A 19575-nucleotide genomic window follows, 5' to 3' on the forward strand; every position below is an offset into this window, starting at 1 on the left:
CGACGCATCGCGCCGACACCGACCATGCTGTCCGTCCTCGAGGCAGTGAGCACCACCTGACACCCAGAACACCACCACCCCACCAAAACCCCGCCGCCGAAACCCCCACCCCCCGGACACCCCGCCACCCGGCCCCAGGACACCGGGACACCGGGGCCGCGGGCACGCCGGGCACGCCGGGCATCTGATCTTCGCCGCCCTGGCCGAGCAGACCGTCACCGTTCCGGGACCGAGGCGGCCACGCTAATCGTCCCGAGCCCGGCCGCCTCGCTGACGGCCGTGCTCGACCAGCGCAAGCTACCGGCCGGGCGGATCGAGGAACTGCTGGAGTCCACCCTCTTTCCAAGGTCCTGACGTCGATGCCGGGCGTCGGCATCAGGACCGGAGCCAGGATCCTGATCGAGGCCGGCGACGGCAGCACCTTCCCGACCGCCGGCCACCTCGCCGCCTACGCCGGACTCGCCCCGGCAACCCGGAGCTCGGGCTCCTCCATCCGAGGCGAGCAACCCTCCAGGAGAGGAAACAAACAGCTCAAACGAGCCCTCTTCCTCTCCGCATTCGCCGCCCTGGGCGATCCGACGTCCCGGGCCTACTAAGACAAGAAGATCGCCCAGGGCAAGCACCGCCGAGTAGCCGAGGGGGGTCTCACCCCTCGGCTCTCACAGATCCGTGCGTAACAGTCTCCCGTTACACGGCTCTTGCCGTTCTGATCACCAACCTGATGCGGCCACCGTCGTGCAGCGCCAGTGCGCGAACATGCGGGGATATCGCTGAGCGATCTCTCGCAGCTTCGCAAGGGCCTTCCGCAGCGGCGCGAGCCGTTCGTACTTCTGTCGGATCCAACGCACCAAGTAGGCGTTGATGCGCTTCCAGAAACGGGCCAACTCGCTGGGCCTGAAACGGCCGTAGTAGTTGATCCACCCCGCCACCACAGGATTGATCCTGCGGGCGAGGTCGGTGAAGGACAGATCCGAACGCGTATGCAGGTGCCAGGACCGCACCTCGCCACTGATCTTCTTCAGAGCGTCCTTGCTGATGCCAGGGTCGAACGACAAGAAGAGCTTGCCGTTGCGATCCTGACTGCACCTGGCCCGAAACGTGAACCCGAGGAAGGTGAAAGCCGTGGCTCCGAAGGAGCCCCGACGCTTCCCGTCCTTGCAGTACACGATCCGGGTCTTGTCCGGATGCAGCCGCAATCCGACCTCAGCCATCCTGTTCTCCAGAGCGGACAGCACCTTCACGGCCTGTCGCTCCGAGACGCAGTGCAGCACCGCGTCGTCCGCATACCGTTCGAACCAGACGGTGGGGAACTCCCGGTCCATCCAGAGATCGAACGCATAGTGCAGGAACAGGTTCGCCAGGACCGGCGATACGGGAGCCCCTTGGGGAGTCCCGCACTCGCGGTCCATCAGGGAACCGTCGGGCATCTTGAGCGGTGCAGCAAGCCACCGCTCCACATACAACTTCGCCCAAACGGCGTCAGTGTGAGCTTCCACCGCCTTGACAAGGAGGTCCCAGGGCACGCTGTCGAAGAACTTGGCGATGTCAAACTCCACCACCCAGTCCCGTTTCCGACAGCGTTCCCTGCAACGTTCCACCGCGTTCAGCGCAGACCGCCCGGGCCGGTATCCAAAGGAATCTTGGTGGAAAATAGGCTCCACCCTTCGCATCAGATGCCGAGCCACCACAGTCTGAGCAACACGGTCGGCAACAGCTGGAATGCCGAGCATTCTCATGCCACCACCATGAGGCTTTGGAATCTCCACCGCACGCACGGGGGGAGGAAAGTATGAGCCCGATGACATTCGGTTCCAGACCTTATAGAGGTTGTTCCTCAGATCCTTCTCAAATTCGTCGACGCTCTGTCCATCCACTCCGTGCGCGCCCTTGTTTGCTCTGACTTCCTCCCACGCCTCCTTGACTTCCCACTTCGAGATATCGAACGGTTTGGCTGGGGACTTCAACTGGTCCATCGGACTCCTCCCGGACAGCTCCGGTTGATACGACACACTCAGTCACGAACGACCCGGCCCCTTCGCTCCACCCCCGTTACAGGCGCTTCACCACTACTACGAACCGGTCCGCCGGCACATCCCGCCTCGGTACTCAACCCCTCACGGTTTCGGCCGCTTGGGGCTCTCCCTCTCGCCCACCCAGAAAGGCGGACAGTGTCGGGACCTGCCTTCTCCTGTTCCATGCGAGAGCAGCAGACTGGGCTCACGTCACCTGCATGCCGGACACCATCTGGCCAATAAACGGGCACCCGCCAGACTTATCCCGGAGCTGGGCATACGCCCCGGTTTCGATGCCATCTGAAGGTCTTACGACACGTCAGCAGTGATTCGTTTGCACTCGTCTTCCCAGTCCCCACCTGACACCTCTTGGATGCCTTTTCCTCATCGCTCACCACGACGGTCTTCAGCCAACGCAGCATTAGGCGGTTTGAAGCCTCCCCCCGCAGGGTGACTCCGAAGGGCCATACCTTCATCTCTCGCACAGCATCGCTTCCAGGGATTGCCCTACAAACAGATCTCTTTCCGCGTTCAGGACACAAACACCCAGGCCCTGCTCCGCCTGGCCAGACGCCCGGCCGACGTCCTGTTCGCGATGCTCCGCGACGGAACCTTCTACGAACCGCGGCCGGCCAGTTCCTGATCGCCGTCTCTGTCAGGCGTCACCGCAGTGAGGAATCGGGGTTCGCCTCCAGGACAGCCTGCAGCTCCGCGAAGCGCCGGTCTTGTGAGGTTCCCGCGGCCAGCTCGCTCAGCGCATAGGCCGTGGTCTTGAAACCGTCTCCGTGACAGAACTCCGCGCCCCACGCACCAAGCCGCACCGAGGCCACCTCGTCCAGCGCCAGGCGGTGGGTCCCCCACGGGTTGACCGCCACGATCCCGTCAGGGCCGACCTCAAGCCGGACCCTGAGGATCGCCCACCAGAAGAACAACGCGACGCCGACGGCCAGCCCCGACCACAGCCCGGCCGTCCGGGCCGTCTCGGCTTCCGGAGAGGAAACCCAACCCGCCCAGCCGAAGAACGCTTTCACCCCGACAACGGCCGGGACGGCATAGCCCGCCACGCGAGCCGTCCCACCCACCCGCCACACCGACACCGAGTCCCCACCCTGGTCATCCATGCCCGCATTGTGAGCCACACAGCTTGACCAAAGACATAGGGGCACCCCCCGGCCGTGTGTCCGCCGCGCAGCTTGCCCTCAACGTACCGACGCAGCGGACCGTCCGCGGCGAGTTCGGAGGCTCTGGGCCGTGACCGGCTCCCGACCCAGGCCCGCCGGGCCCGTTAGGGCCGGTAGACGCCGCCGACCGCCCGGGCGTCGATCCCCGCCTGACCGTGGACGCCGACCGCCCCAGAACCCGCGGCTCTCGGTCCGGGGCATCGGTCCGGGGCATCGGTCCGGGAAAAGCGCGTATGGCGGCCGGCCGCTTCGGGTTTACTCGCGTACATGAACGAACGGACATCCCCCATACAGAACACCGGCCTGCTGACCGGCCGCACCGTGATGATCACCGGAGCATCCAGCGGCATCGGCGAGGCCGCAGCCCGGCTGTTCGCCTCCGAGGGCGCGGCCGTCGTCCTCATGGCCCGCCGCGAGGACCGGCTGGAAACCCTGGCCCGGGAGATCACGGCAACCGGCGGCCGGGCCACCCACAGCACCGGCGACGTGACACGGGCCCACGACGTCGAACGCGCCGTCACCACCGCCCTCGAGCACTTCGGCGGCCTCGACGGCGCCTTCAACAACGCCGGTTACGCCGGCTCCGTCTTCGGCCGGACCCACGAACTCCCCGAAGAAGACTTCGACCACATCATGGACATCAACGTACGCGGGACATGGAACTGCCTGCGCCACCAGATCCCCGCCATGCTCACACGCGGACACGGAGCAATCGTGAACACCGCCAGCTCGGCAGGACTCATCGCCACCGGCGCCCCCTCCCCCTACATCGCCGCCAAACACGCCGTACTCGGCCTCACCAAAGCCACAGCCGCCGAATACGGCAACCACAACATCCGAGTCAACTCCCTGATCGTAGGCACCACCCGCACCGAAATGATCAACACCGCCATCGAGAACGACCCCACCCTCGAAGAAACATTCATCACCCGCCAGATCCAAAAACGCATGGCCGAACCACACGAAATAGCCCACGCAGCCCTCTGGCTACTCAGCGACCACGCCTCCTTCGCCACCGGCAGCCACATCGCAGTCGACGGCGGCATCCTCGCCACATAAACAACACCCCCACCCACACACCACACAACAACAACCCAACCCACCAACCAACCCCAGCACCACAGAGCCAACCCCACCAGCCGACCCACAGCACCACGGGACCGGCCCACGGACCGGCCCACGAGGGCCGCGGGCCGGCCCGCCCCCACCCCACACCAGGAACCGACATGGCACGTCAGAAACAGGCACGGCCCATCAGGAACCGGGCGGAGCGGGTCAGGAAGGGACTGGGGCGTCAGTCGGTGCGATCCACCCAGACATTCGCGACATACCCCGCACCCCAAGGATTCGAAACCACCGACGACTGACCAACCGGCGCCCACTCACCCAGGACCACGCGCTGCGGGAGTCTGGGATCGAGCGGATTGAGCACCGCATGGATCCGGTGCAGCCCCGTACCACTGGCACAGAAACTCGAAAGAGAGCCGCTCCCGGACGACACGGTGCAGTCACCAGGCACCGCCTGTGCAGCGGGCGCCACCGCCAACACCAAACCCGCCGCGGTCGCGGCCGCGGTCGCGGCGAAGGCCACAGCCGCGCTGGTGGCGCGCTTACGGGAAAGGGACTTCATGAACACGGGAAACTCCTTCGTCCGATGACAACACACGACGGAAAAAGGGCGCATACACGGATGGAGCACGGAACAGAACAGAACCGGACCGGTCCGGCTTCCACAGGCGAAGTCTCATGGGGTACCACGGACAACGCAGACACCACGCCCACGACAACGGGTAACAGGTGATCGCCTGCCCGGTCGCACTCAGATCCTGCCCACGACCACGACACCCCGGCAAGACCTACACCACATCTGGTACAGACCAATCACGTCAACCGCCCGGGCGCCCACGCGCCACCAGCTCCCCCAACCCCGCGCCCCGGGATCCCATTTCCCGTGTCACCAGGTCCCGGAATCTGGTGACACGTGGCCGGGCGCAGGGCACACTGCACCGGATGGAACGACTACCGGTGGACATGCAGAACGTCACCGCGCGGCTGGTGTGCCGGTTCGGCCCTCGGGCCACCCAATGGTGCGCCGACGCACCGGGCGTCCTCGCGGAGCTGGCGTCCCGGTGGGGACTCGTCCTCGGCGGGCCCCTGCCGGACGGCGCCTCGTCACTCACACTGCGCTGCCGCCGGCCCGACGGCACACCCGCAGTACTGAAGATCACTCCGGAACGCGCCCTCCTGGCCGAACAGGCCCGGATGCTGGAGTGGTTCGCCCCCTCGGGCCGCGTGCCGTCCGTACTCGCCCTCGACGAGGAGGCAGGCGCGATGCTGCTGGAAGAGATCACGCCCGGGACACCGGCACAGAACATGCCCGCCGCCGCGCTCACGAAAGCATGGGCCGAACTCCTCACCGCCCTGCACAACGTGCCTTCCCCGCCCACACCCGTACGCACACTGCGCGAACGATGCCACGAAGCCTTCACCCGGGTCGGCAGACGCCTCTCCGAGCCCGCGATCAGCACACGCATCGACACCACCGCATGGAACAGGGCCACCCAGCGATGCGAACGGCTACTGGACACACAGACGACAACGGTGCTGCTCCACGGCGACCTCCACCCGGGCAACGCCCTCGACGGCGGCCAACACGGCCTCATGGCCATCGACCCCAAAGCCTGCACCGGTGACCCCTGCTACGACGCCGTCGACCTCGTCGTAGCAGGCGCCGGACTCGAAGGCATCAGCACCCGCTGCACACGCATCGCAGCGGCGTGCGGCCTCGACAACGACCGGCTCCACGCCTGGAGCCAGGTCATCGCCCCCTTCGCCGCCATCGCCCACCTCACCCACAGCGGTAACGAGGGACCAGCACTCGACGAACTACTCACCCTGACCCGATAGCCCACAAACCCGCACTCGACCAACCACTCACCCGCCCCCGCCACCCGCGGGCCTGCCCCCGTGATCCCCGGGCGCCGTGGACCGGGAGGACGCAAGGCACACTCGGTGTGTCAGACGTTCCTGGCCCAGAGGATGATTTAACCCATGATTACGCTCAAGAAGGAAGACGGACCGGCCGACCTGGACGGGGTGACCCACCTGTCCATCGGGGTGTCCTGGGACCCGACCGCCGGCAGCAGCGGCGGAATGATGGGGATGCTCCGCCGCAAGTCCGGCACCGACCTCGACCTGATCGCCATCGCCATGCAGGACGGCGACCCGGTACGCCTGGCAGGACTCGACTCCCTCGACCCCATGGGCAACGGATCCCTCGTCCACAGCGGCGACAACCAGACCGGACACGGCGACGGTGACGACGAGACAGTCACGGTCGAATTCGCCCGGCTGCCAACCCACATCACCTCGATCGTCTTCATCGCCGCCGCCTACAAAAAGGGAAGCTCCTTCCAGAAAGCACGCAACATCAGCTTCAAGGTGTACGACGCAACCGGGGGAAGCTCCGAACAAGTCGCCGACATCTGGCCCAGCCTCCTCACCCAGGACAACGGCTGCGCCGTAGCCAAAGCCATCCGCACCGACAACACCTGGAAACTCGAAGTCATCAACACGACAGGCAAGATCAAACAAGGCAACGAACACGCACTCATGCGCTTCGCCACCACCAAGTAACCCCCACATAGGGGGCCTGACTTGCCCGCCCCGCACCCCTACCCCTTACCGGTCCAGTGGACAGTCAGGCGGGTCCATGCCGCATCCGGTGAGCAGTTCGAGGGCGGCGACGACCGGGCGGCTGAGGTAGGTGCGGGCCGCCCGGCCGGGCGCGTGGCGACGGCCGGGCGGCTATGGGGTTCGGGGCCGGGTGGTTCAGCCGTTGCGGGTGTAGTGCTGGAGGTAGAGGAAGATCGACTTCCAGCCGGATCCGACGTTCACGATGTGCAGTTGACCGCCCGAGGGGCCGAAGTCCCAGGCAGCGATGCCCTCGACCTCGTCCCCGGACTCCACGTCCTGGTGGAACTCGTAGGCGACCTGGCCGGAGCCGGTGTCGATGGAGTAGACGGACTTCGCCTTGTCGTCGACGGAGGCGTAGAGCCTGCCCTGCCACATCGCGGCGCCCTGGATCCGGCTCAGCGGCTGCGAGAGTTTCACCGTCCGCGCCACGGGGAGCACCGAGCCGGCCGGCAGGTTCAGCAGATCCTCGAGGCGGTAGGCGACCAGGACGTCCGTGCCCCGGGCGGCATCATGGTCCCAGGGCGAGGTGTAGACGAGTCCGGCCGCCGCGTCCACCGCGACCCACGGCACCCCGCCCGGCATCCGGTCCAGGGGCAGCTGCACGTAGCGGCCGGTGTAGCCGAGGCTGCCGGCGTCGTAGAGCGCCAGCAGCGGGTGCTGGTAGCCGTTCCTGCCGTCCTCGATCGGGGCGATCACGTAACCGCCGTAGTACTCCACGTCGCCTATGTGGTCGCTGCCGTACGTCGTGTACATGTCCCAGGGGATGGGGGTTGGTGACGAGGCGGTCTCGGAGTCGTTCGCGACGGCGGCCTTCACCATCCCGCCGGGTCCGGCGTAATAGAAGTACGTTCCGTCCGTCGCCACGCCCTGTCCGCGTTCCAGCGCGTTGAACCCGGTCCATCGTTCATAATGCGCGGTTCGCGTCCAGTCCGCCGCGGCCGCGGCGGGAGATGCCGCGCTCCCGACAAGCATCGCGGCCGCGACCGCCGTGACCGCCGTGATCCTGCCGAGCTTCATCCGACCCCACCCTCCCTCTGTTCTGCGGTGCAGAACGCTGTTCCCAAAGGCGAATGGATTACAGCAGCGTCGAGCGAGAGCCGTCAACAGGCCCTACACGAACGGCAGTTGATGCACACCCGCCCAGCATCGGCGCCGCCCGACACCTGGCCGGTACGGCGCCGGCCCCCTTTCCGACCGTGCCGGTGAGGACCGCCGGGTGGACGGGGGGAGACGGTACGCAGGCCCGGGACCGCGGGGTCCCGGCCCGGGCGGTTTGACCGTGGGAGCCGTCCGGGCGAGGTTGTCAGGTTCCAGACATGCCGGTTTCGGACAGTGACCGGCTGTTCTTGATCCGGTGGCCGGACCCGCAGACTGGGCGTCGCCCTCGGGCGCCTCGTCCCGGGCGCCCCCGAAAGGAGACCTCGTGAAGAAGACCCTGTCCGTGGCAGCGAGTCTGGTCATCGCCGCGACCTGTGGCTTTGGCATGACGCTCCCCGCGCACGCGGCTGACACGACCGGCGTCACGGCCACGGCGGAACAGTCGCCGCGGGCCACTCTGGACCTCTCCTCCATGGACCCGCAGCACCAGGCCGTCGTCGACCGGATCCTGGCGAAACTGCCCGCCGACTGGGAGGCCCGCCTCCACGCCGCGAAGGCCAAGTACGGCCTGCAGGACGGACAGTGGCAGGAGATCCGCGACAGCGCGATCGACCCGGGCGACTACCAGTGCGCGACGACCGAACTGTCGCAGTACGCCAACGCCCTCCTGGACGGCGCCCAGGACCCGTGGAACATCTTCATCCTCTCGCTCTTCGGCGGGTTCGACATGCCCACCTACGACGCGCTGATCTACGGCAAGGAATCACCGTCGAACACGTTCGGTGTCAACGGCGAGTACACCCGGCAGCTCAACTCCGAGATGAAGAACCTCAAGAGGTTCTGGGACATCGACTCCGCACGCATCGAACTGATCCCCATGCACGGCGCGGACGTCTTCGCCAGCCCCGACCGGCTCTCGCGCACCCTGTCCGTGCTCTACGGCGGCACACCGCAGGAAAACCTCGATCTGGCCGACATGCTCATCGAACTGGTCGACTCCGAACCGATCCTGCGGGGCGGCGCCAACCCGATCTTCACCTTCAACGCCTTCGCCTACAGCGAGAAGGACGACCCGCAGCCACTCGGCGTCACGGACCGCATCATCATGGGCGACGGCATCCTGCAGGGCATGACCAAGGTCAACCTGGGCGACATCGCGCCACGCGGCATCCTGGGCCACGAGTTCGGCCACCACGTCCAGTACCAGAAGAACCTCTTCGAGAGCGACCTCACCGGCCCGGAAGCCACCCGCCGCACCGAACTCATGGCGGACGCCTTCGGCACGTACTACCTGACCCACTCACGCGGCGAGTCACTGAACGCCGCCCGCGTCCTGAAGGCCGAGAAATCCTTCTACCAGGTCGGCGACTGCAGCTTCACCAGCTCCGGCCACCACGGCACACCCACCCAGCGCTACAACACGTCCAGGTGGGGCGCGGACATAGCCAACCAAGCACCGAACCAGGGGCACATCCTGCCCGCCCTCACCTTCGACAAGCTCTTCGAAGCCAAACTGCCCGACCTCGTCAAGCCCGACGCCGAGTAACGACTACCTCCCCCACGGACCAACTCCCGCCCCCAGGTTTCTCGTTGGTCCGGCCAGCCGCATCACGCAACGTTCACCCTGCCGACGACTTGCTGGAGCTGCCGGTCGTCGGCAGGGTGGTTCCACCGGATGATGTAGCTCATGACAATCCCGGAACCGCCCAGACCGGATCCCAGCGCCAGGCGCTCCACCGGTCCGCCTGTGCGAACGGCCCGGCCCGGTCCTCGATCAGTGCGAGAGCCTGGGAGCGGGCGAGTTCCACGCAGCGGTGTTCGGCGTCGGTGACGATGCCCAGGCGGCGGACGTGGGCGTACTCGTCCTCGTCCTTCCAGGTGAGGGTGGTCAGATCGGGGTCGATGACAAGGTCGACGGCAAGGTCGAAGGTGTCGAACCCGTCGTCGGTGCGGCGGGCGGGGTGCTCGAAGTTGACGTACCAGTTCCGCAGGCCGGCCGCGGTGAAGAAGGCGTTGATGCTGAACCACGCCGTCGGCGGCTTCCACAGCAGCAGCTCCGTGTCCCGCCAGACCCCGGGAACGAGTGCCCGCTCCCCCTCCACCAAAGCGTCCAGCGCCCCGGTGTGGGATGCGTGGCCGTGGCCCGCGCGGGCAACGGAACGCGGCACGGGCCGACGGACCTGGGCGCCAGGGGCACAAGCCGTGACCAGAGCCTCGCCGGAGTCGGACAGGACCCTCAGGGCATGCTCGCTCCACACTCGCCCGGACCGGTGGACATCACGCCGGACAACGGTCGTTCCCGCGCCGAAACGCTTCGGCCGACCCCGGGTTCCGGGTTCTGATTCCATCGGCGCAGGGTACCGGTCGGCCCCTCCCCCGCACCGCCGAGCAGGTGCGGCGCACGTGGGCATGGTGTGGTGCCGGACGGCGGTTGGCCGGGCAAGGTTCAGCGGCCGCAGCGCGAGGGGGTCGGGGCGTACGAAGCAGACGGTGTTGCCGACCACGGCGGACATGCCGGGTCCGCGGCCCGACCGAGAGGTTCCGCCGTCCGGGGAGACCGCCGTCCAGCATCCGACGTCCGGCACCCGGCACGGCGTCCAGTGCGGCTTCTCAGCCCTGGCAGATGCAGAAGGGGTGGCCGGCCGGATCGGTGAGGACCCGTGCCCGGGTGGCGTCGTGCGGCTGGTGGTCCGGTCTGCCCGCGCCGAGTTCGAGCAGTTCCGCCTCAGCCGCGTCGAGATCGTCGACGTCGAAGCAGAGGTGCATCTGCTGGGGGACGGTCTGGCCGGGCCACTGCGGGGATCGGTAGTCGTCGACCCGCTGGAAGCCGATGAAGAGTCCGTCCCCTCGGGTCAGGCCCGCGAAGTCGGCGTCCGACGCCGGGTGCGGCTCGAAGCCGGTGGCCCGCCGGTAGAAGGCCGCCAGGGCCAGCGGGTCGGGGCAGTCGAACGTGACGGCGGTCAACTTCATCCTCGTGGGGACGGGCACGGCACCTCCAGGGCGGTCGGTGAACTTCTACGGCCGGTAGCGAAGACTACGGGCCGAACACCGGGTCGGATTCCCGCCAGCGCCCGGCCCCGGCGCCCGCGAAGCTCCATGGCATGACACGACTTGAAGGAAAAGTTGCCCTGGTCACCGGCGGAAGCCGGGGCATCGGCGCCGCCGTCGCGCTGCGTCTGGCCGAAGAGGGCGCCGACACCGTCCTGACCTACGAGAACAACGCGGAACGCGCCGACGCCGTGGCCGGACGGATCAGGGCCGCGGGGCGCCGGGGCCTGGCCCTGCGCTCCGACAGCGCCCGGCCCGGGGCGCCGGCCGCCGCGGTGGAGGAGGCGGTCGCGGCGTTCGGCAGGCTCGACATCCTGGTCAACAACGCCGCGGTCTTCCTCGTCGGACCCCTGGCGGACTGGGGAGCGGCGGAGATCGACCGCACCCTGGCGGTGAACGTCCGGGCCCCGTTCACCGCGGCCCAGGCCGCCGCCCGCCACATGGGTCCGGGCGGGCGCATCATCAGCATCGGCAGCAACGTCGCCGACCGCGCCCCCTTCCCGGGGCTGGCGCTGTACTCGATGAGCAAGACCGCCCTGGCGGGGATGACCCGGGGGCTGGCCCGGGAACTGGGCCCGTGCGGAATCACCGTGAACCTGGTGCACCCCGGCCCCACCGACACCGACGCCAATCCCGCCGACGGGCCGAACGCCCAGGCGATCGCGGGCCTGACCTCGGTGGGCCGCTACGCCCGGACCACCGAGATCGCGGCCACCGTCGCCCACCTCGCGGGCGAGGACGGCGCCTACATCACCGGGGCCGAACTCCATGTCGACGGCGGCTTCACCGCCTGACCCACGGAAGCAGCAGAAGAAGGGGGAGGGCCGGCGGCCCTCCCCCTCGTACTCTCTGCCCGGACCTCAGCCGGCGAACCGGGCCATCCACGCCTCGACGGCCTCCGCGGACCTCGGCAGCCCCGCCGACAGGTTCTCGTGACCGTCCTCGGTGACAAGGAGGTCGTCCTCGATCCGGACGCCGATGCCCCGCCACTCCTCGGGCACGGTCAGGTCGTCCGGCTGGAAGTACAGCCCCGGCTCCACGGTGAGCACCATGCCCGGCTCCAGCACCCCCTCGACGTACTCCTCGTTCCTGGCCTGCGCGCAGTCGTGGACGTCCAGGCCGAGCATGTGGCCGGTGCCCGCCATCGTGAACCGGCGCTGCAGGCCCAGCTCGTACGCGCGGTCGGCCGGGCCCTCGATGTAGCCCCACTCGACCAGCCGGGCCGCCAGGTGGCGCTGGGACGCCTCGTGGAAGTCGCGGTAGGCGGCACCCGGCTTGACCGCCGCCATGCCGGCCTCCTGCGCCTCGTACACCGCGTCGTAGACCTCGCGCTGCACGGGGGTGAAGGTGCCGCTGATCGGGAGGGTGCGGGTAACGTCGGCGGTGTAGAGGGTGTCCGTCTCCACCCCGGCGTCGAGCAGCAGGAGCTCGCCCGGGCGCACCGGGCCGTCGTTGTCCGTCCAGTGCATGATCGTGGCGTGGTCGCCCGCGGCGCAGATCGTGCCGTAGCCGACGGCGTTGCCCTCCAGCCGGGCCCGGCGGAAGAACGTGCCCTCGATCCACCGCTCGGAGGAGGCGACCGCCTTGGAGAGTTCACCGATGACGTCGGTGAATCCGCGGACGGTGGAGTCCACGGCCTTGCGGAGTTCGCCGATCTCCCAGTCGTCCTTGACCAGACGGAGGGCGTCGAGCGCCTCCTCCAGCTCGGCGTCGCGGTCCTCGTCGGTGGTGACGGCGGCCTCCAGGGCCGGGTCGATGCCGCGGACGATCCTGGTCGGGGCGGTGGAGGCGGCCAGATCCTCGGCCGCGGTGCGCACGTCCCGGCAGGGCAGTCCGAGGACGGTCTGCGACTCGGCCAGGGAGCGGCGTCGGCCCATCCACAGTTCGGCCGTGGCGCCGGTCCAGAACTCGTTGTTGTCGCGGGCGTCGCGCGGCAGCTGGTAGCAGTAGGCGTCGTGGCCGCCGTCCGCGCGGGGTTCGAGGACGAGCGCGCCGTCGCGGGCCTGGTCCCCGGTCATGTGGACGTAGCCCGAGTACGCCCGGAAGGGATAGGTGTCGTCGTTGGAGCGGACCTTGAGGTTCCCCGAGGGGACGACGAGGCGCTCGCCGGGGAAACGCGCGGAGAGCGCGGCACGGCGGCGGGCCGCGTGCGGGGCCTGCGCGTCGGGGGTCAGATCGTGCCGTTCGGTGTCCGCCCAGCCGGTACGCATCAGAGCGGACAGTTCCTCGGAGATCCCTGCGTAGAGACCGTTCTTGCGGCCTTTCGCCACGGCGTACACCTTTCTTCTCGTCCGTATCCCGGGGATGCCGGGGGTTCCTGGAGTTCCGGAAATTCCCATGAGCCCCGGGGTTCCCGGGGGTCGCGGGCGGGTGTCCGCCGTCCGGCGGCGGTTTCCCGGACGCTACCGGGAAATGCCCGTGCGTGGAGCCGAGGAGTGCCACTGGCACGGATCGGCCACGGCGTGGTGCGCGGAGGCCGACAATGGGCGCATGAGGATGGAGAACGCGGAGCCCGGCGAGGCGCTCCGGATGCTGGGGATCGGGCCCGCCTCGGTCCGGGTCTACCTGGCGCTGCTGGAGCTGGCACCGGCCTCGTTGGGCGCGGTCGGCGAGGCGGCCGGGCTGGAGGGCGAGGAGCTGGCCGGGGCGTACGGTGCGCTGGTCGCGGCGGGGCTGGCCAGCGCCGCCGGGAAGGACGGGGACGTGGTGGCCCCGGTACCGCCCGCCGCGGGGCTGGAGATCCTCGCCCGGCACCGGGCGGCCGAGATCGAGGAGTCGCGGATCGCCGTCGGGGGCGCGTTCGAATCGTTCAGGCGCCACCGGCTGGCCGCGTACAACGACGATCTCGTGGAGGTCGTCACGGGTGAGGCGGTCGGGCCGCGGATGCGGCAGGCCTGGGCCAGCGCCCGGGAACAGATCCGGCAGTTCGAGTCACCGCCGTACTTCCCGATGCCGGAGACCACCGACGACGCGCTGGCCACGCTGGCACGCGGGATCACGCAGCGCGTCGTGTACTCGCGGGAGTCGCTGGAGCATCCGGGACACCTGGCGGAGGTCATCGAGCCGTGTGTCCGCGCCGGTGAGCAGGCCCGGGTGATGCCGTCGGTCCCGGTCAAACTCGTGATCATCGACGAGGCGTACGCCCTGGTGTCGCTGTCGATCCGGGAGGCCGACGTACACAACACGATGCTGGTGGTGCAGCCGTGCGGTCTGCTGTCCGCGCTGATCGCACTGTTCGAGCAGTCCTGGGCCGGGGCCCTGCCGCTGCACGGGCGCACCACCCGCCCGGGCGGCCTGCCGCCCGCCGACCGGCGGCTGCTGTGGCTCCTGGCGGGCGGGGCCGGGGACGACGTGATCGCCCGGGAACTGGGCATCAGCCGTCGCACGCTCTTCCGCCGGCTACAGGTTCTGATGGCCCGGCTGGGCGCGGCGAACCGTTTCCAGCTGGCCCTCCAGGCACAGCGGTCGGGCTTGCTGTGAACCGGGGGCGGGACGGTCAGTACGTCTGGATCTCCAGCAGGTTGCCGTCCGGGTCGCAGAGATACGCCGCGCGCAGTCCCCATCCCGGCAGATCACTGGCCGGCGCCACCGTGCGGGCACCGTGCGCGAGGCACAGGGCGACGGCCTCGTCCAGCGCGGCGGCGTCCGCGACCGGCAGGACGAGGACCGTACCGCCGGCCGTCGGGGCACCGGGCACCGCGGTGGTGAACGCGTCCCGCCGGATCACGGCGAAAGCGGTATCGCCCCGAGGGGTGTCCCAGCTGGCGTATCCGGAGGCGGCGTCGCCGCGTGCGGGCACGTGTCCGGCCAGTGCGGGCAGTACGGCCGTGTAGAAGGCGAAGGCGGCCGGGTAGTCGTCGGTGAGCACGCGCGGGTAGAGGGCGGGCATGGGGCTCACCCTACGGGAGCCGCCGGTTTCGCGGGGGCCGTTCGGCGCCCCCGCGAGGGCGCGGAAAGGCGCTCGGGGGTCAGCCGTCGGTCAGGGTGGCGGCGAGGAGGGGCAGCAGGCGGTCCCAGTGGCGCTGGAGCCCGGCGGCGTCGTAGGCGTCGGTGTCGGCCATGGTGAAGCCGTGGACGGTGCCGGGATAGATCTCGGAGGTGTGGTCGACCCCCGCGGCGTCCAGGTCCCGGCCGAGCGCGTCGAGGTCCTGGGGGGTCAGGTCGCCCTCGGCGTGGCCGAGATGGACCCGGGCGGTGACGGGGGTGAAGAGGCCGGGACCGTCGGCGGCCACGGGTGCGTGGAACGCGGCGACGGCCGCGACGCGGCCGGGATGGGCCGCGGCGGTCCGCATCGCCAGGAGGCCGCCGAAGCAGTAGCCGGTCACGCCGACCGGTCCGGGGGCGACCTCGGGGCGGGTGGTGAGGAAGTCGAGGTAGGCGTCGGCGTCGCTCAGCGTGCGTTCCGCGGTGTGCTCCTTGATCAGGGGCATCAGCCGGCTGATGAGTTCGTCGCGGTCCTTCTCCCCGATGTGCTCGGGAAGCCGGACCACCGGTGCCGGGCCGGTGCGGTAGAAGACGTTGGGGACGAGGACGAAGTAGCCGTGCCCGGCCAGTTCGCGGGCCATCTCCCGCAGGACGGGCCGGATCCCGAAGGCGTCCATGTACATCAGCACACCGGGATGGCGCCCGCCGTCACCGGGGTGGGCGGCGAAGGCGTCGGCCGTGCCGTCCGCGGTGGGGATCTGCAGTGTTTCGGTACGCATGGGTCTCCTGCCGAGGCTGATGGGTCGGGCCGCCCGGAGCGGCGCGGAGTGACATTTCATCAGGTCTCGGTCCGGAAACACCACGAACCCATATGGGCACTTTGTCCGTGCGCCATGTCACAGAAAGTCCGTTTCAAGATCAATCTTGATGATTCTTAATCATTTGGTTATCCAGTAGTGGATTTTCGGCCATTGTGGCTGCATATCGTCATCGGACGGGTTCCGGAGGGGAGTTCGTGCGGCTCGGACAAGAGGGAGGGGCGGAGCGATGGCATCCGCGACCGTCGACGGATTCAGCCAGGGGTTCGTGACCCCGGTCGCCGGATTCCTGGTGGCATGGCTGGGCGGTGCCCTCGGGCTGCGGTGCACGAACCGGTCGATGCACAGCGGGGGCGGCGCGAAGGCGGGCTGGCTCGCGCTCGGCTCCACGTCGATCGGGGTCGGGATCTGGACGATGCACTTCATCGCGATGCTCGGCTTCAGCGTGGCGGAATCACCCATCACCTACGACGGCCCGCTGACCGCGGCGAGCCTGGTCGTGGCGGTCACCGTCGTGGGCGTCGGCATCTTCACCGTCGGCTACCTGGGGGCCCGCCGGCCGGCGCTGGTGACGGCCGGTGTGCTGATGGGCCTGGGCATCGCGGGCATGCACTACCTCGGCATGGCGGCGATGCACGTGGGGTCCGGGGTGACGTACTCCATGCCTCTGGTCGTGCTGTCCGTCGTGATCGCGGTCGCCGCCTCGACCGCCGCGCTGTGGTCGGCGATGTCGGCGTACGGGTTCCGGGCGAGCCTGCGGGCCAGCCTGATCTTCGGCGTCGCGGTCGCCGCGATGCACTACACCGGAATGGCCGCACTCGACGTGGAACCGGGCGCGGGACACGGCTCGCACAGCGGCGGCATGACAGGCACACAGCTCCTCGTACCCATGCTCCTGGGCCCCGCCGTGTTCCTCGTCATCGCCGCGGCGATCGTGATGTTCGACCCCGTCCTCATGCTCGGTCATGAGTGGAACGGCGCCCCGGGCACCCGCCCGTCCGGCGCCACCTCCACCGCCACGCCCCAGCGGCACACCGCCCGGCGGAAGACCCGGCGGCAGAAGGCGGGCAGCGGCCTGTAAAGGAGCGCGGGCGGGGGCGGCATCGCACCGCTGGACCGGCGAGGCGGTGTTCATGTCCTGGCGGAGCCCGACGGCTTCGAGGTTCCCGCGCGGCCTCCGCGGAGTCACTCCGGCCAGTCGGAGTGACGGATGACCTCCACGAAGTCGCCTCGGCGGAAGCCGGGGACGAAGTGGGCCAGTACATCGGCCTTGACGTTGCCGAAGGTGGTGTCGGGGCGGTCCTTGATGCCGTCGGTGAAAGCGGCGAGGATACGGTTCTTGAAGTCGGGGCGGGGGTGGGCGGCGACCACGGCGGCGCGCTGCTCGTCGGTGACCGCCTGGTAGCCGATTCCCAGGACGTCGAGTTCGACGCCACGGGTGACCAGGGCGATCTCGGGGTCCATGTGGAGGGGGATCTCGGGTGTGGTGTGCAGGGCGATGGCGGTCCACACCCGCTGGGCCGGTTCGCCGGTGATGCCGTGGGCGTGGAGGAAGCGGCGGGCCTCGTCCGCGCCGTCGATCTCGAAGCGCTGGTCGGTACGGGCGTAGCGGGTGGTCAGGCCGAGGTCGTGGAACATCGCCCCGATGTAGAGCAGCTCCGGGTCGAAATCCAGTCCCTGCTGGGCACCGCGCAGGGCTCCGAAGAGGAACACGCGGCGCGAGTGGTCGAACAGGAGCGGAGTGGCGGCCTCGCGCACCAGCTCGGTCGCCTCCTTCGCCAGGGTGCTGTCGGGGATGCGTACGCCCGCGATCGTCCGGGCGGTCTGGGTGGTCATGGCGGGTCTCCCTCGGGGTGTGTTCCGTGGTCCTCTCCACGGTCCCGCGCGGTCTAGGCTGGCGCCATGTCTCTGCGGCCATGCACCCCTCGGATCCGGACATGACGCGGCGGGTCGGGTTCCTCGTCTTCGACGCGGTGACCCTGCTCGACGTCAGTGGTCCGCTGGAGGTCTTCGACCAGGCGGCGCGACGCGGCCACGGTTACGGAACGTTCCTGGTCTCCCCGCACGGCGGCCCCGTCACCACGTCCGCCGGGGTCGTGCTGGCGGCCACCGCCGCGCCCGGGGACGCGGGAGAGCTGGACACCCTGGTGGTCGCCGGGGCCGACCGTCTCGCGGGCCAGGGGGTGGACGGGGCGTTGCTGGAGGCGGCCGGGGTGCTGGCCGGGCGGGCGCGGCGGGTGGCGTCCGTATGCACGGGGGCGTTCGTCCTGGCCGGGCTCGGGCTGCTCGACGGGCGCCGGGCCACCACGCACTGGCGGCATGCCCGGGCGTTGGCCCTGCGCCATCCCCGGGTGCGGGTCGAGGCCGACGCGCTCCATGTCCGTGACGGTCGTTTCCACACCAGTGCGGGGATCAGTGCCGGGATCGATCTCGCGCTGGCGCTGGTGGAGCAGGACCACGGTCCCGAGGCGGCGCGCGGGATCGCCCGTGAGCTGGTGGTGTTCATGCAGCGGCCGGGCGGGCAGTCCCAGTTCTCCGCCGCTCTGGCCACACCGCCGGTCCGGGGTGATCTGCTGCGTTCCCTGACTGCTGCCGTGCTGGCCGACCCGTCCGCCGATCACAGCCCGTCCACGATGGCCGCCACCGCCTGCGTGAGCACCCGCCATCTCTCCCGGCTCTTCCGGGCCGAGCTGCGGACCACCCCGGCGCGCTGGGTCGAGCGGGTCCGGCTGGACCGTGCCCGGCAGCTCCTTCTGGACGGTCACGGCATCACCTCGGCCGCCCGGCTGAGCGGTCTGGGCAGCGACGAGACGCTGCGCCGGGTCTTCGCCCGGCATCTGGGCATCACGCCCACCGAGTACCGCAGGCGTTTCGGGACCACCGACCAGTCCGACCTCTGAGCAGCACCCTCCTCTTCTGCCCGGGGGGGCAACTACGGGGAATAAACCGGTGGTTGCAAGGGGACGGAGGTGCGTAGTTTCGGTGGCATGGCTGATGAGTGCTTCACGGATCCCGTACTGGCCGCGCTCTACGATCCGCTCGATCCCGACCGGAGCGATCTCGACGCCTATCTGGACATGGTGCGGGAGTTCGGGGCGCGGCGGGTGCTGGATGTCGGCTGCGGGACGGGCGTGTTCGCGCTGCTGCTGGCCGACCGGGGTGTCGAGGTCACCGGTGTCGAACCGGCCCTGGCGTCCCTCGAGGTAGCGCGGGGCAAGCCGGGCGGCGGGCGGGTGCGGTGGGTCCACGGGGACGCGACGGTGCCGCTGCCGGTGCGGGCGGACCTGGTGACGATGACGGCGAACGTCGCCCAGGCCATCACCGGTCCCCGGGACTGGGAGCTGACGCTGCGGCATGCGTTCGATGCGCTGGAGCCGGGCGGGCGGCTGGTCTTCGAGACCCGTGATCCGGCCCGGCGCGCCTGGGAGGAGTGGACCCGGGAGCGGTCGTGGAGCGTGGTGGAGGTCGCCGGGACCGGGCCGGTGGAGAGCTGGGTGGACCTGGTGGAGGTGGCGCTGCCGCTGGTGACGTTCCGCTCGACCTGTGTGTTCGCGGACGGGCGGGTGATGACCTCGGACTCGACGCTGCGGTTCCGGGAACGGGACGAGATCGGGGAGGCGCTGGCCGCGCAGGGCTATGTGGTGGACGAGGTGCGTGACGCGCCGGACCGGCCGGGCCGGGAGTTCGTGTTCGTGGCACGCCGCCCCTAGGACCTGTCTTCAAACTGCCGCCTGCCGTGCGGTGTCCGGCACGCACGCTCGCCGCGTTGTCGGGGTCACCCCGATACATCCAGTATCG

At 69.3% G+C, this 19575-nt stretch carries 19 protein-coding genes and 2 pseudogenes; 10 read left to right on the forward strand and 11 right to left on the reverse strand.

Annotated elements, in window-relative coordinates:
• Nucleotides 1-187: 187 nt before the first annotated feature.
• Nucleotides 188-593, forward strand: a pseudogene (locus tag ACF08W_RS34450) (IS110 family transposase); the annotation flags it as partial.
• A gap of 117 nt (nt 594-710) precedes the next feature.
• Here ACF08W_RS34450 and ltrA read toward each other — a convergent pair.
• From ltrA to ACF08W_RS34465, 3 genes and pseudogenes are all read right to left on the reverse strand, one after another.
• Nucleotides 711-1973 carry a group II intron reverse transcriptase/maturase gene (ltrA, locus tag ACF08W_RS34455; RefSeq protein WP_385212169.1) on the reverse strand — a complete coding sequence of 421 codons (1263 nt, stop codon included), beginning with the start codon at nt 1971-1973 and terminating at the stop codon, nt 711-713.
• A 701-nt stretch (nt 1974-2674) separates the two neighbouring features.
• Nucleotides 2675-3133 (reverse strand): PH domain-containing protein, encoded by a 459-nt coding sequence (locus ACF08W_RS34460; protein WP_392281701.1) that lies wholly within the window; start codon nt 3131-3133, stop codon nt 2675-2677.
• Nucleotides 3134-3201: 68 nt separating this feature from the next.
• A pseudogene (locus ACF08W_RS34465) lies at nt 3202-3374 on the reverse strand (IS30 family transposase); the annotation flags it as partial.
• Nucleotides 3375-3460: 86 nt separating this feature from the next.
• Here ACF08W_RS34465 and ACF08W_RS34470 point away from each other — a divergent pair.
• Nucleotides 3461-4252 (forward strand): SDR family NAD(P)-dependent oxidoreductase, encoded by a 792-nt coding sequence (locus tag ACF08W_RS34470; protein WP_392281702.1) that lies wholly within the window; start codon nt 3461-3463, stop codon nt 4250-4252.
• 235 nt (nt 4253-4487) lie between these two features.
• Here the strand turns inward: ACF08W_RS34470 and ACF08W_RS34475 are convergent, their stop codons facing one another.
• Nucleotides 4488-4823 (reverse strand): hypothetical protein, encoded by a 336-nt coding sequence (locus tag ACF08W_RS34475; RefSeq protein ID WP_392281714.1) that lies wholly within the window; start codon nt 4821-4823, stop codon nt 4488-4490.
• A gap of 401 nt (nt 4824-5224) precedes the next feature.
• On the opposite strand from ACF08W_RS34475, the gene ACF08W_RS34480 reads away from it, so the two are divergent.
• Both ACF08W_RS34480 and ACF08W_RS34485 read left to right on the forward strand, forming a co-directional pair.
• Nucleotides 5225-6100, forward strand: coding sequence for an aminoglycoside phosphotransferase family protein (locus ACF08W_RS34480; RefSeq protein ID WP_392281715.1), 876 nt, complete (start codon nt 5225-5227; stop codon nt 6098-6100).
• Nucleotides 6101-6244: 144 nt separating this feature from the next.
• A complete protein-coding gene (locus ACF08W_RS34485; RefSeq protein ID WP_392281703.1) occupies nt 6245-6829 on the forward strand; it encodes a TerD family protein in 585 nt (194 codons plus the stop codon).
• A 195-nt stretch (nt 6830-7024) separates the two neighbouring features.
• Here the strand turns inward: ACF08W_RS34485 and ACF08W_RS34490 are convergent, their stop codons facing one another.
• Complete coding sequence (locus tag ACF08W_RS34490; protein ID WP_392281704.1) at nt 7025-7906, reverse strand: hypothetical protein; 882 nt, start codon at nt 7904-7906, stop codon at nt 7025-7027.
• 406 nt (nt 7907-8312) lie between these two features.
• On the opposite strand from ACF08W_RS34490, the gene ACF08W_RS34495 reads away from it, so the two are divergent.
• Nucleotides 8313-9533, forward strand: coding sequence for a hypothetical protein (locus ACF08W_RS34495; protein ID WP_392281705.1), 1221 nt, complete (start codon nt 8313-8315; stop codon nt 9531-9533).
• A gap of 139 nt (nt 9534-9672) precedes the next feature.
• Here the strand turns inward: ACF08W_RS34495 and ACF08W_RS34500 are convergent, their stop codons facing one another.
• Complete coding sequence (locus ACF08W_RS34500) at nt 9673-10155, reverse strand: DUF402 domain-containing protein (protein WP_392281706.1); 483 nt, start codon at nt 10153-10155, stop codon at nt 9673-9675.
• A 442-nt stretch (nt 10156-10597) separates the two neighbouring features.
• Nucleotides 10598-10957, reverse strand: coding sequence for a VOC family protein (locus tag ACF08W_RS34505; protein ID WP_352281135.1), 360 nt, complete (start codon nt 10955-10957; stop codon nt 10598-10600).
• Between the two features lie 131 nt (nt 10958-11088).
• Here ACF08W_RS34505 and ACF08W_RS34510 point away from each other — a divergent pair, with 131 nt between their 5' ends.
• Nucleotides 11089-11829, forward strand: coding sequence for an SDR family NAD(P)-dependent oxidoreductase (locus tag ACF08W_RS34510; RefSeq protein WP_392281707.1), 741 nt, complete (start codon nt 11089-11091; stop codon nt 11827-11829).
• A gap of 66 nt (nt 11830-11895) precedes the next feature.
• Here ACF08W_RS34510 and ACF08W_RS34515 read toward each other — a convergent pair whose 3' ends face one another.
• Complete coding sequence (locus ACF08W_RS34515; protein ID WP_392281708.1) at nt 11896-13374, reverse strand: aminopeptidase P family protein; 1479 nt, start codon at nt 13372-13374, stop codon at nt 11896-11898.
• Between the two features lie 157 nt (nt 13375-13531).
• On the opposite strand from ACF08W_RS34515, the gene ACF08W_RS34520 reads away from it, so the two are divergent.
• Nucleotides 13532-14515: a LuxR family transcriptional regulator gene (locus ACF08W_RS34520; RefSeq protein WP_385212671.1), complete on the forward strand. Its 984-nt coding sequence runs from the start codon at nt 13532-13534 to the stop codon at nt 14513-14515.
• A 16-nt stretch (nt 14516-14531) separates the two neighbouring features.
• On the opposite strand, the gene ACF08W_RS34525 is transcribed toward ACF08W_RS34520, so the two are convergent.
• A complete protein-coding gene (locus ACF08W_RS34525; RefSeq protein ID WP_392281709.1) occupies nt 14532-14924 on the reverse strand; it encodes a glyoxalase/bleomycin resistance/extradiol dioxygenase family protein in 393 nt (130 codons plus the stop codon).
• Between the two features lie 79 nt (nt 14925-15003).
• Nucleotides 15004-15738, reverse strand: a complete 735-nt coding sequence (locus ACF08W_RS34530) for a dienelactone hydrolase family protein (RefSeq protein WP_392281710.1) — start codon at nt 15736-15738, stop codon at nt 15004-15006.
• Between the two features lie 268 nt (nt 15739-16006).
• On the opposite strand from ACF08W_RS34530, the gene ACF08W_RS34535 reads away from it, so the two are divergent.
• A complete protein-coding gene (locus tag ACF08W_RS34535) occupies nt 16007-16858 on the forward strand; it encodes an MHYT domain-containing protein (RefSeq protein WP_392281711.1) in 852 nt (283 codons plus the stop codon).
• A 104-nt stretch (nt 16859-16962) separates the two neighbouring features.
• On the opposite strand, the gene ACF08W_RS34540 is transcribed toward ACF08W_RS34535, so the two are convergent.
• Nucleotides 16963-17613, reverse strand: coding sequence for an HD domain-containing protein (locus ACF08W_RS34540; protein ID WP_392281712.1), 651 nt, complete (start codon nt 17611-17613; stop codon nt 16963-16965).
• Between the two features lie 101 nt (nt 17614-17714).
• Between ACF08W_RS34540 and ACF08W_RS34545 the strand changes: the two genes are divergently transcribed.
• Both ACF08W_RS34545 and ACF08W_RS34550 read left to right on the forward strand, forming a co-directional pair.
• On the forward strand, nt 17715-18677 hold the full coding sequence (locus ACF08W_RS34545; RefSeq protein WP_392281713.1) for a GlxA family transcriptional regulator: 963 nt from the start codon (nt 17715-17717) through the stop codon (nt 18675-18677).
• 87 nt (nt 18678-18764) lie between these two features.
• A complete protein-coding gene (locus tag ACF08W_RS34550; RefSeq protein WP_385212197.1) occupies nt 18765-19487 on the forward strand; it encodes a class I SAM-dependent methyltransferase in 723 nt (240 codons plus the stop codon).
• Nucleotides 19488-19575 lie beyond the last annotated feature (88 nt).

Origin of the sequence: Streptomyces sp. NPDC015144 (assembly GCF_043079735.1) — a bacterium.
In the GTDB taxonomy this organism is placed as follows: Bacteria; Actinomycetota; Actinomycetes; order Streptomycetales; family Streptomycetaceae; genus Streptomyces.

Coding starts and splice junctions, on each gene's coding strand:
- ltrA (WP_385212169.1), bottom strand. CDS start 1,973: ATGGACCAGTTGAAGTCCCCAGCCAAACCGTTCGATATCTCGAAGTGG.
- ACF08W_RS34460 (WP_392281701.1), bottom strand. CDS start 3,133: ATGGATGACCAGGGTGGGGACTCGGTGTCGGTGTGGCGGGTGGGTGGG.
- ACF08W_RS34470 (WP_392281702.1), top strand. CDS start 3,461: ATGAACGAACGGACATCCCCCATACAGAACACCGGCCTGCTGACCGGC.
- ACF08W_RS34475 (WP_392281714.1), bottom strand. CDS start 4,823: ATGAAGTCCCTTTCCCGTAAGCGCGCCACCAGCGCGGCTGTGGCCTTC.
- ACF08W_RS34480 (WP_392281715.1), top strand. CDS start 5,225: ATGCAGAACGTCACCGCGCGGCTGGTGTGCCGGTTCGGCCCTCGGGCC.
- ACF08W_RS34485 (WP_392281703.1), top strand. CDS start 6,245: ATGATTACGCTCAAGAAGGAAGACGGACCGGCCGACCTGGACGGGGTG.
- ACF08W_RS34490 (WP_392281704.1), bottom strand. CDS start 7,906: ATGAAGCTCGGCAGGATCACGGCGGTCACGGCGGTCGCGGCCGCGATG.
- ACF08W_RS34505 (WP_352281135.1), bottom strand. CDS start 10,957: ATGAAGTTGACCGCCGTCACGTTCGACTGCCCCGACCCGCTGGCCCTG.
- ACF08W_RS34510 (WP_392281707.1), top strand. CDS start 11,089: ATGACACGACTTGAAGGAAAAGTTGCCCTGGTCACCGGCGGAAGCCGG.
- ACF08W_RS34515 (WP_392281708.1), bottom strand. CDS start 13,374: ATGGGAATTTCCGGAACTCCAGGAACCCCCGGCATCCCCGGGATACGG.
- ACF08W_RS34520 (WP_385212671.1), top strand. CDS start 13,532: ATGGAGAACGCGGAGCCCGGCGAGGCGCTCCGGATGCTGGGGATCGGG.
- ACF08W_RS34525 (WP_392281709.1), bottom strand. CDS start 14,924: ATGCCCGCCCTCTACCCGCGCGTGCTCACCGACGACTACCCGGCCGCC.
- ACF08W_RS34530 (WP_392281710.1), bottom strand. CDS start 15,738: ATGCGTACCGAAACACTGCAGATCCCCACCGCGGACGGCACGGCCGAC.
- ACF08W_RS34535 (WP_392281711.1), top strand. CDS start 16,007: ATGGCATCCGCGACCGTCGACGGATTCAGCCAGGGGTTCGTGACCCCG.
- ACF08W_RS34540 (WP_392281712.1), bottom strand. CDS start 17,613: ATGACCACCCAGACCGCCCGGACGATCGCGGGCGTACGCATCCCCGAC.
- ACF08W_RS34545 (WP_392281713.1), top strand. CDS start 17,715: ATGACGCGGCGGGTCGGGTTCCTCGTCTTCGACGCGGTGACCCTGCTC.
- ACF08W_RS34550 (WP_385212197.1), top strand. CDS start 18,765: ATGGCTGATGAGTGCTTCACGGATCCCGTACTGGCCGCGCTCTACGAT.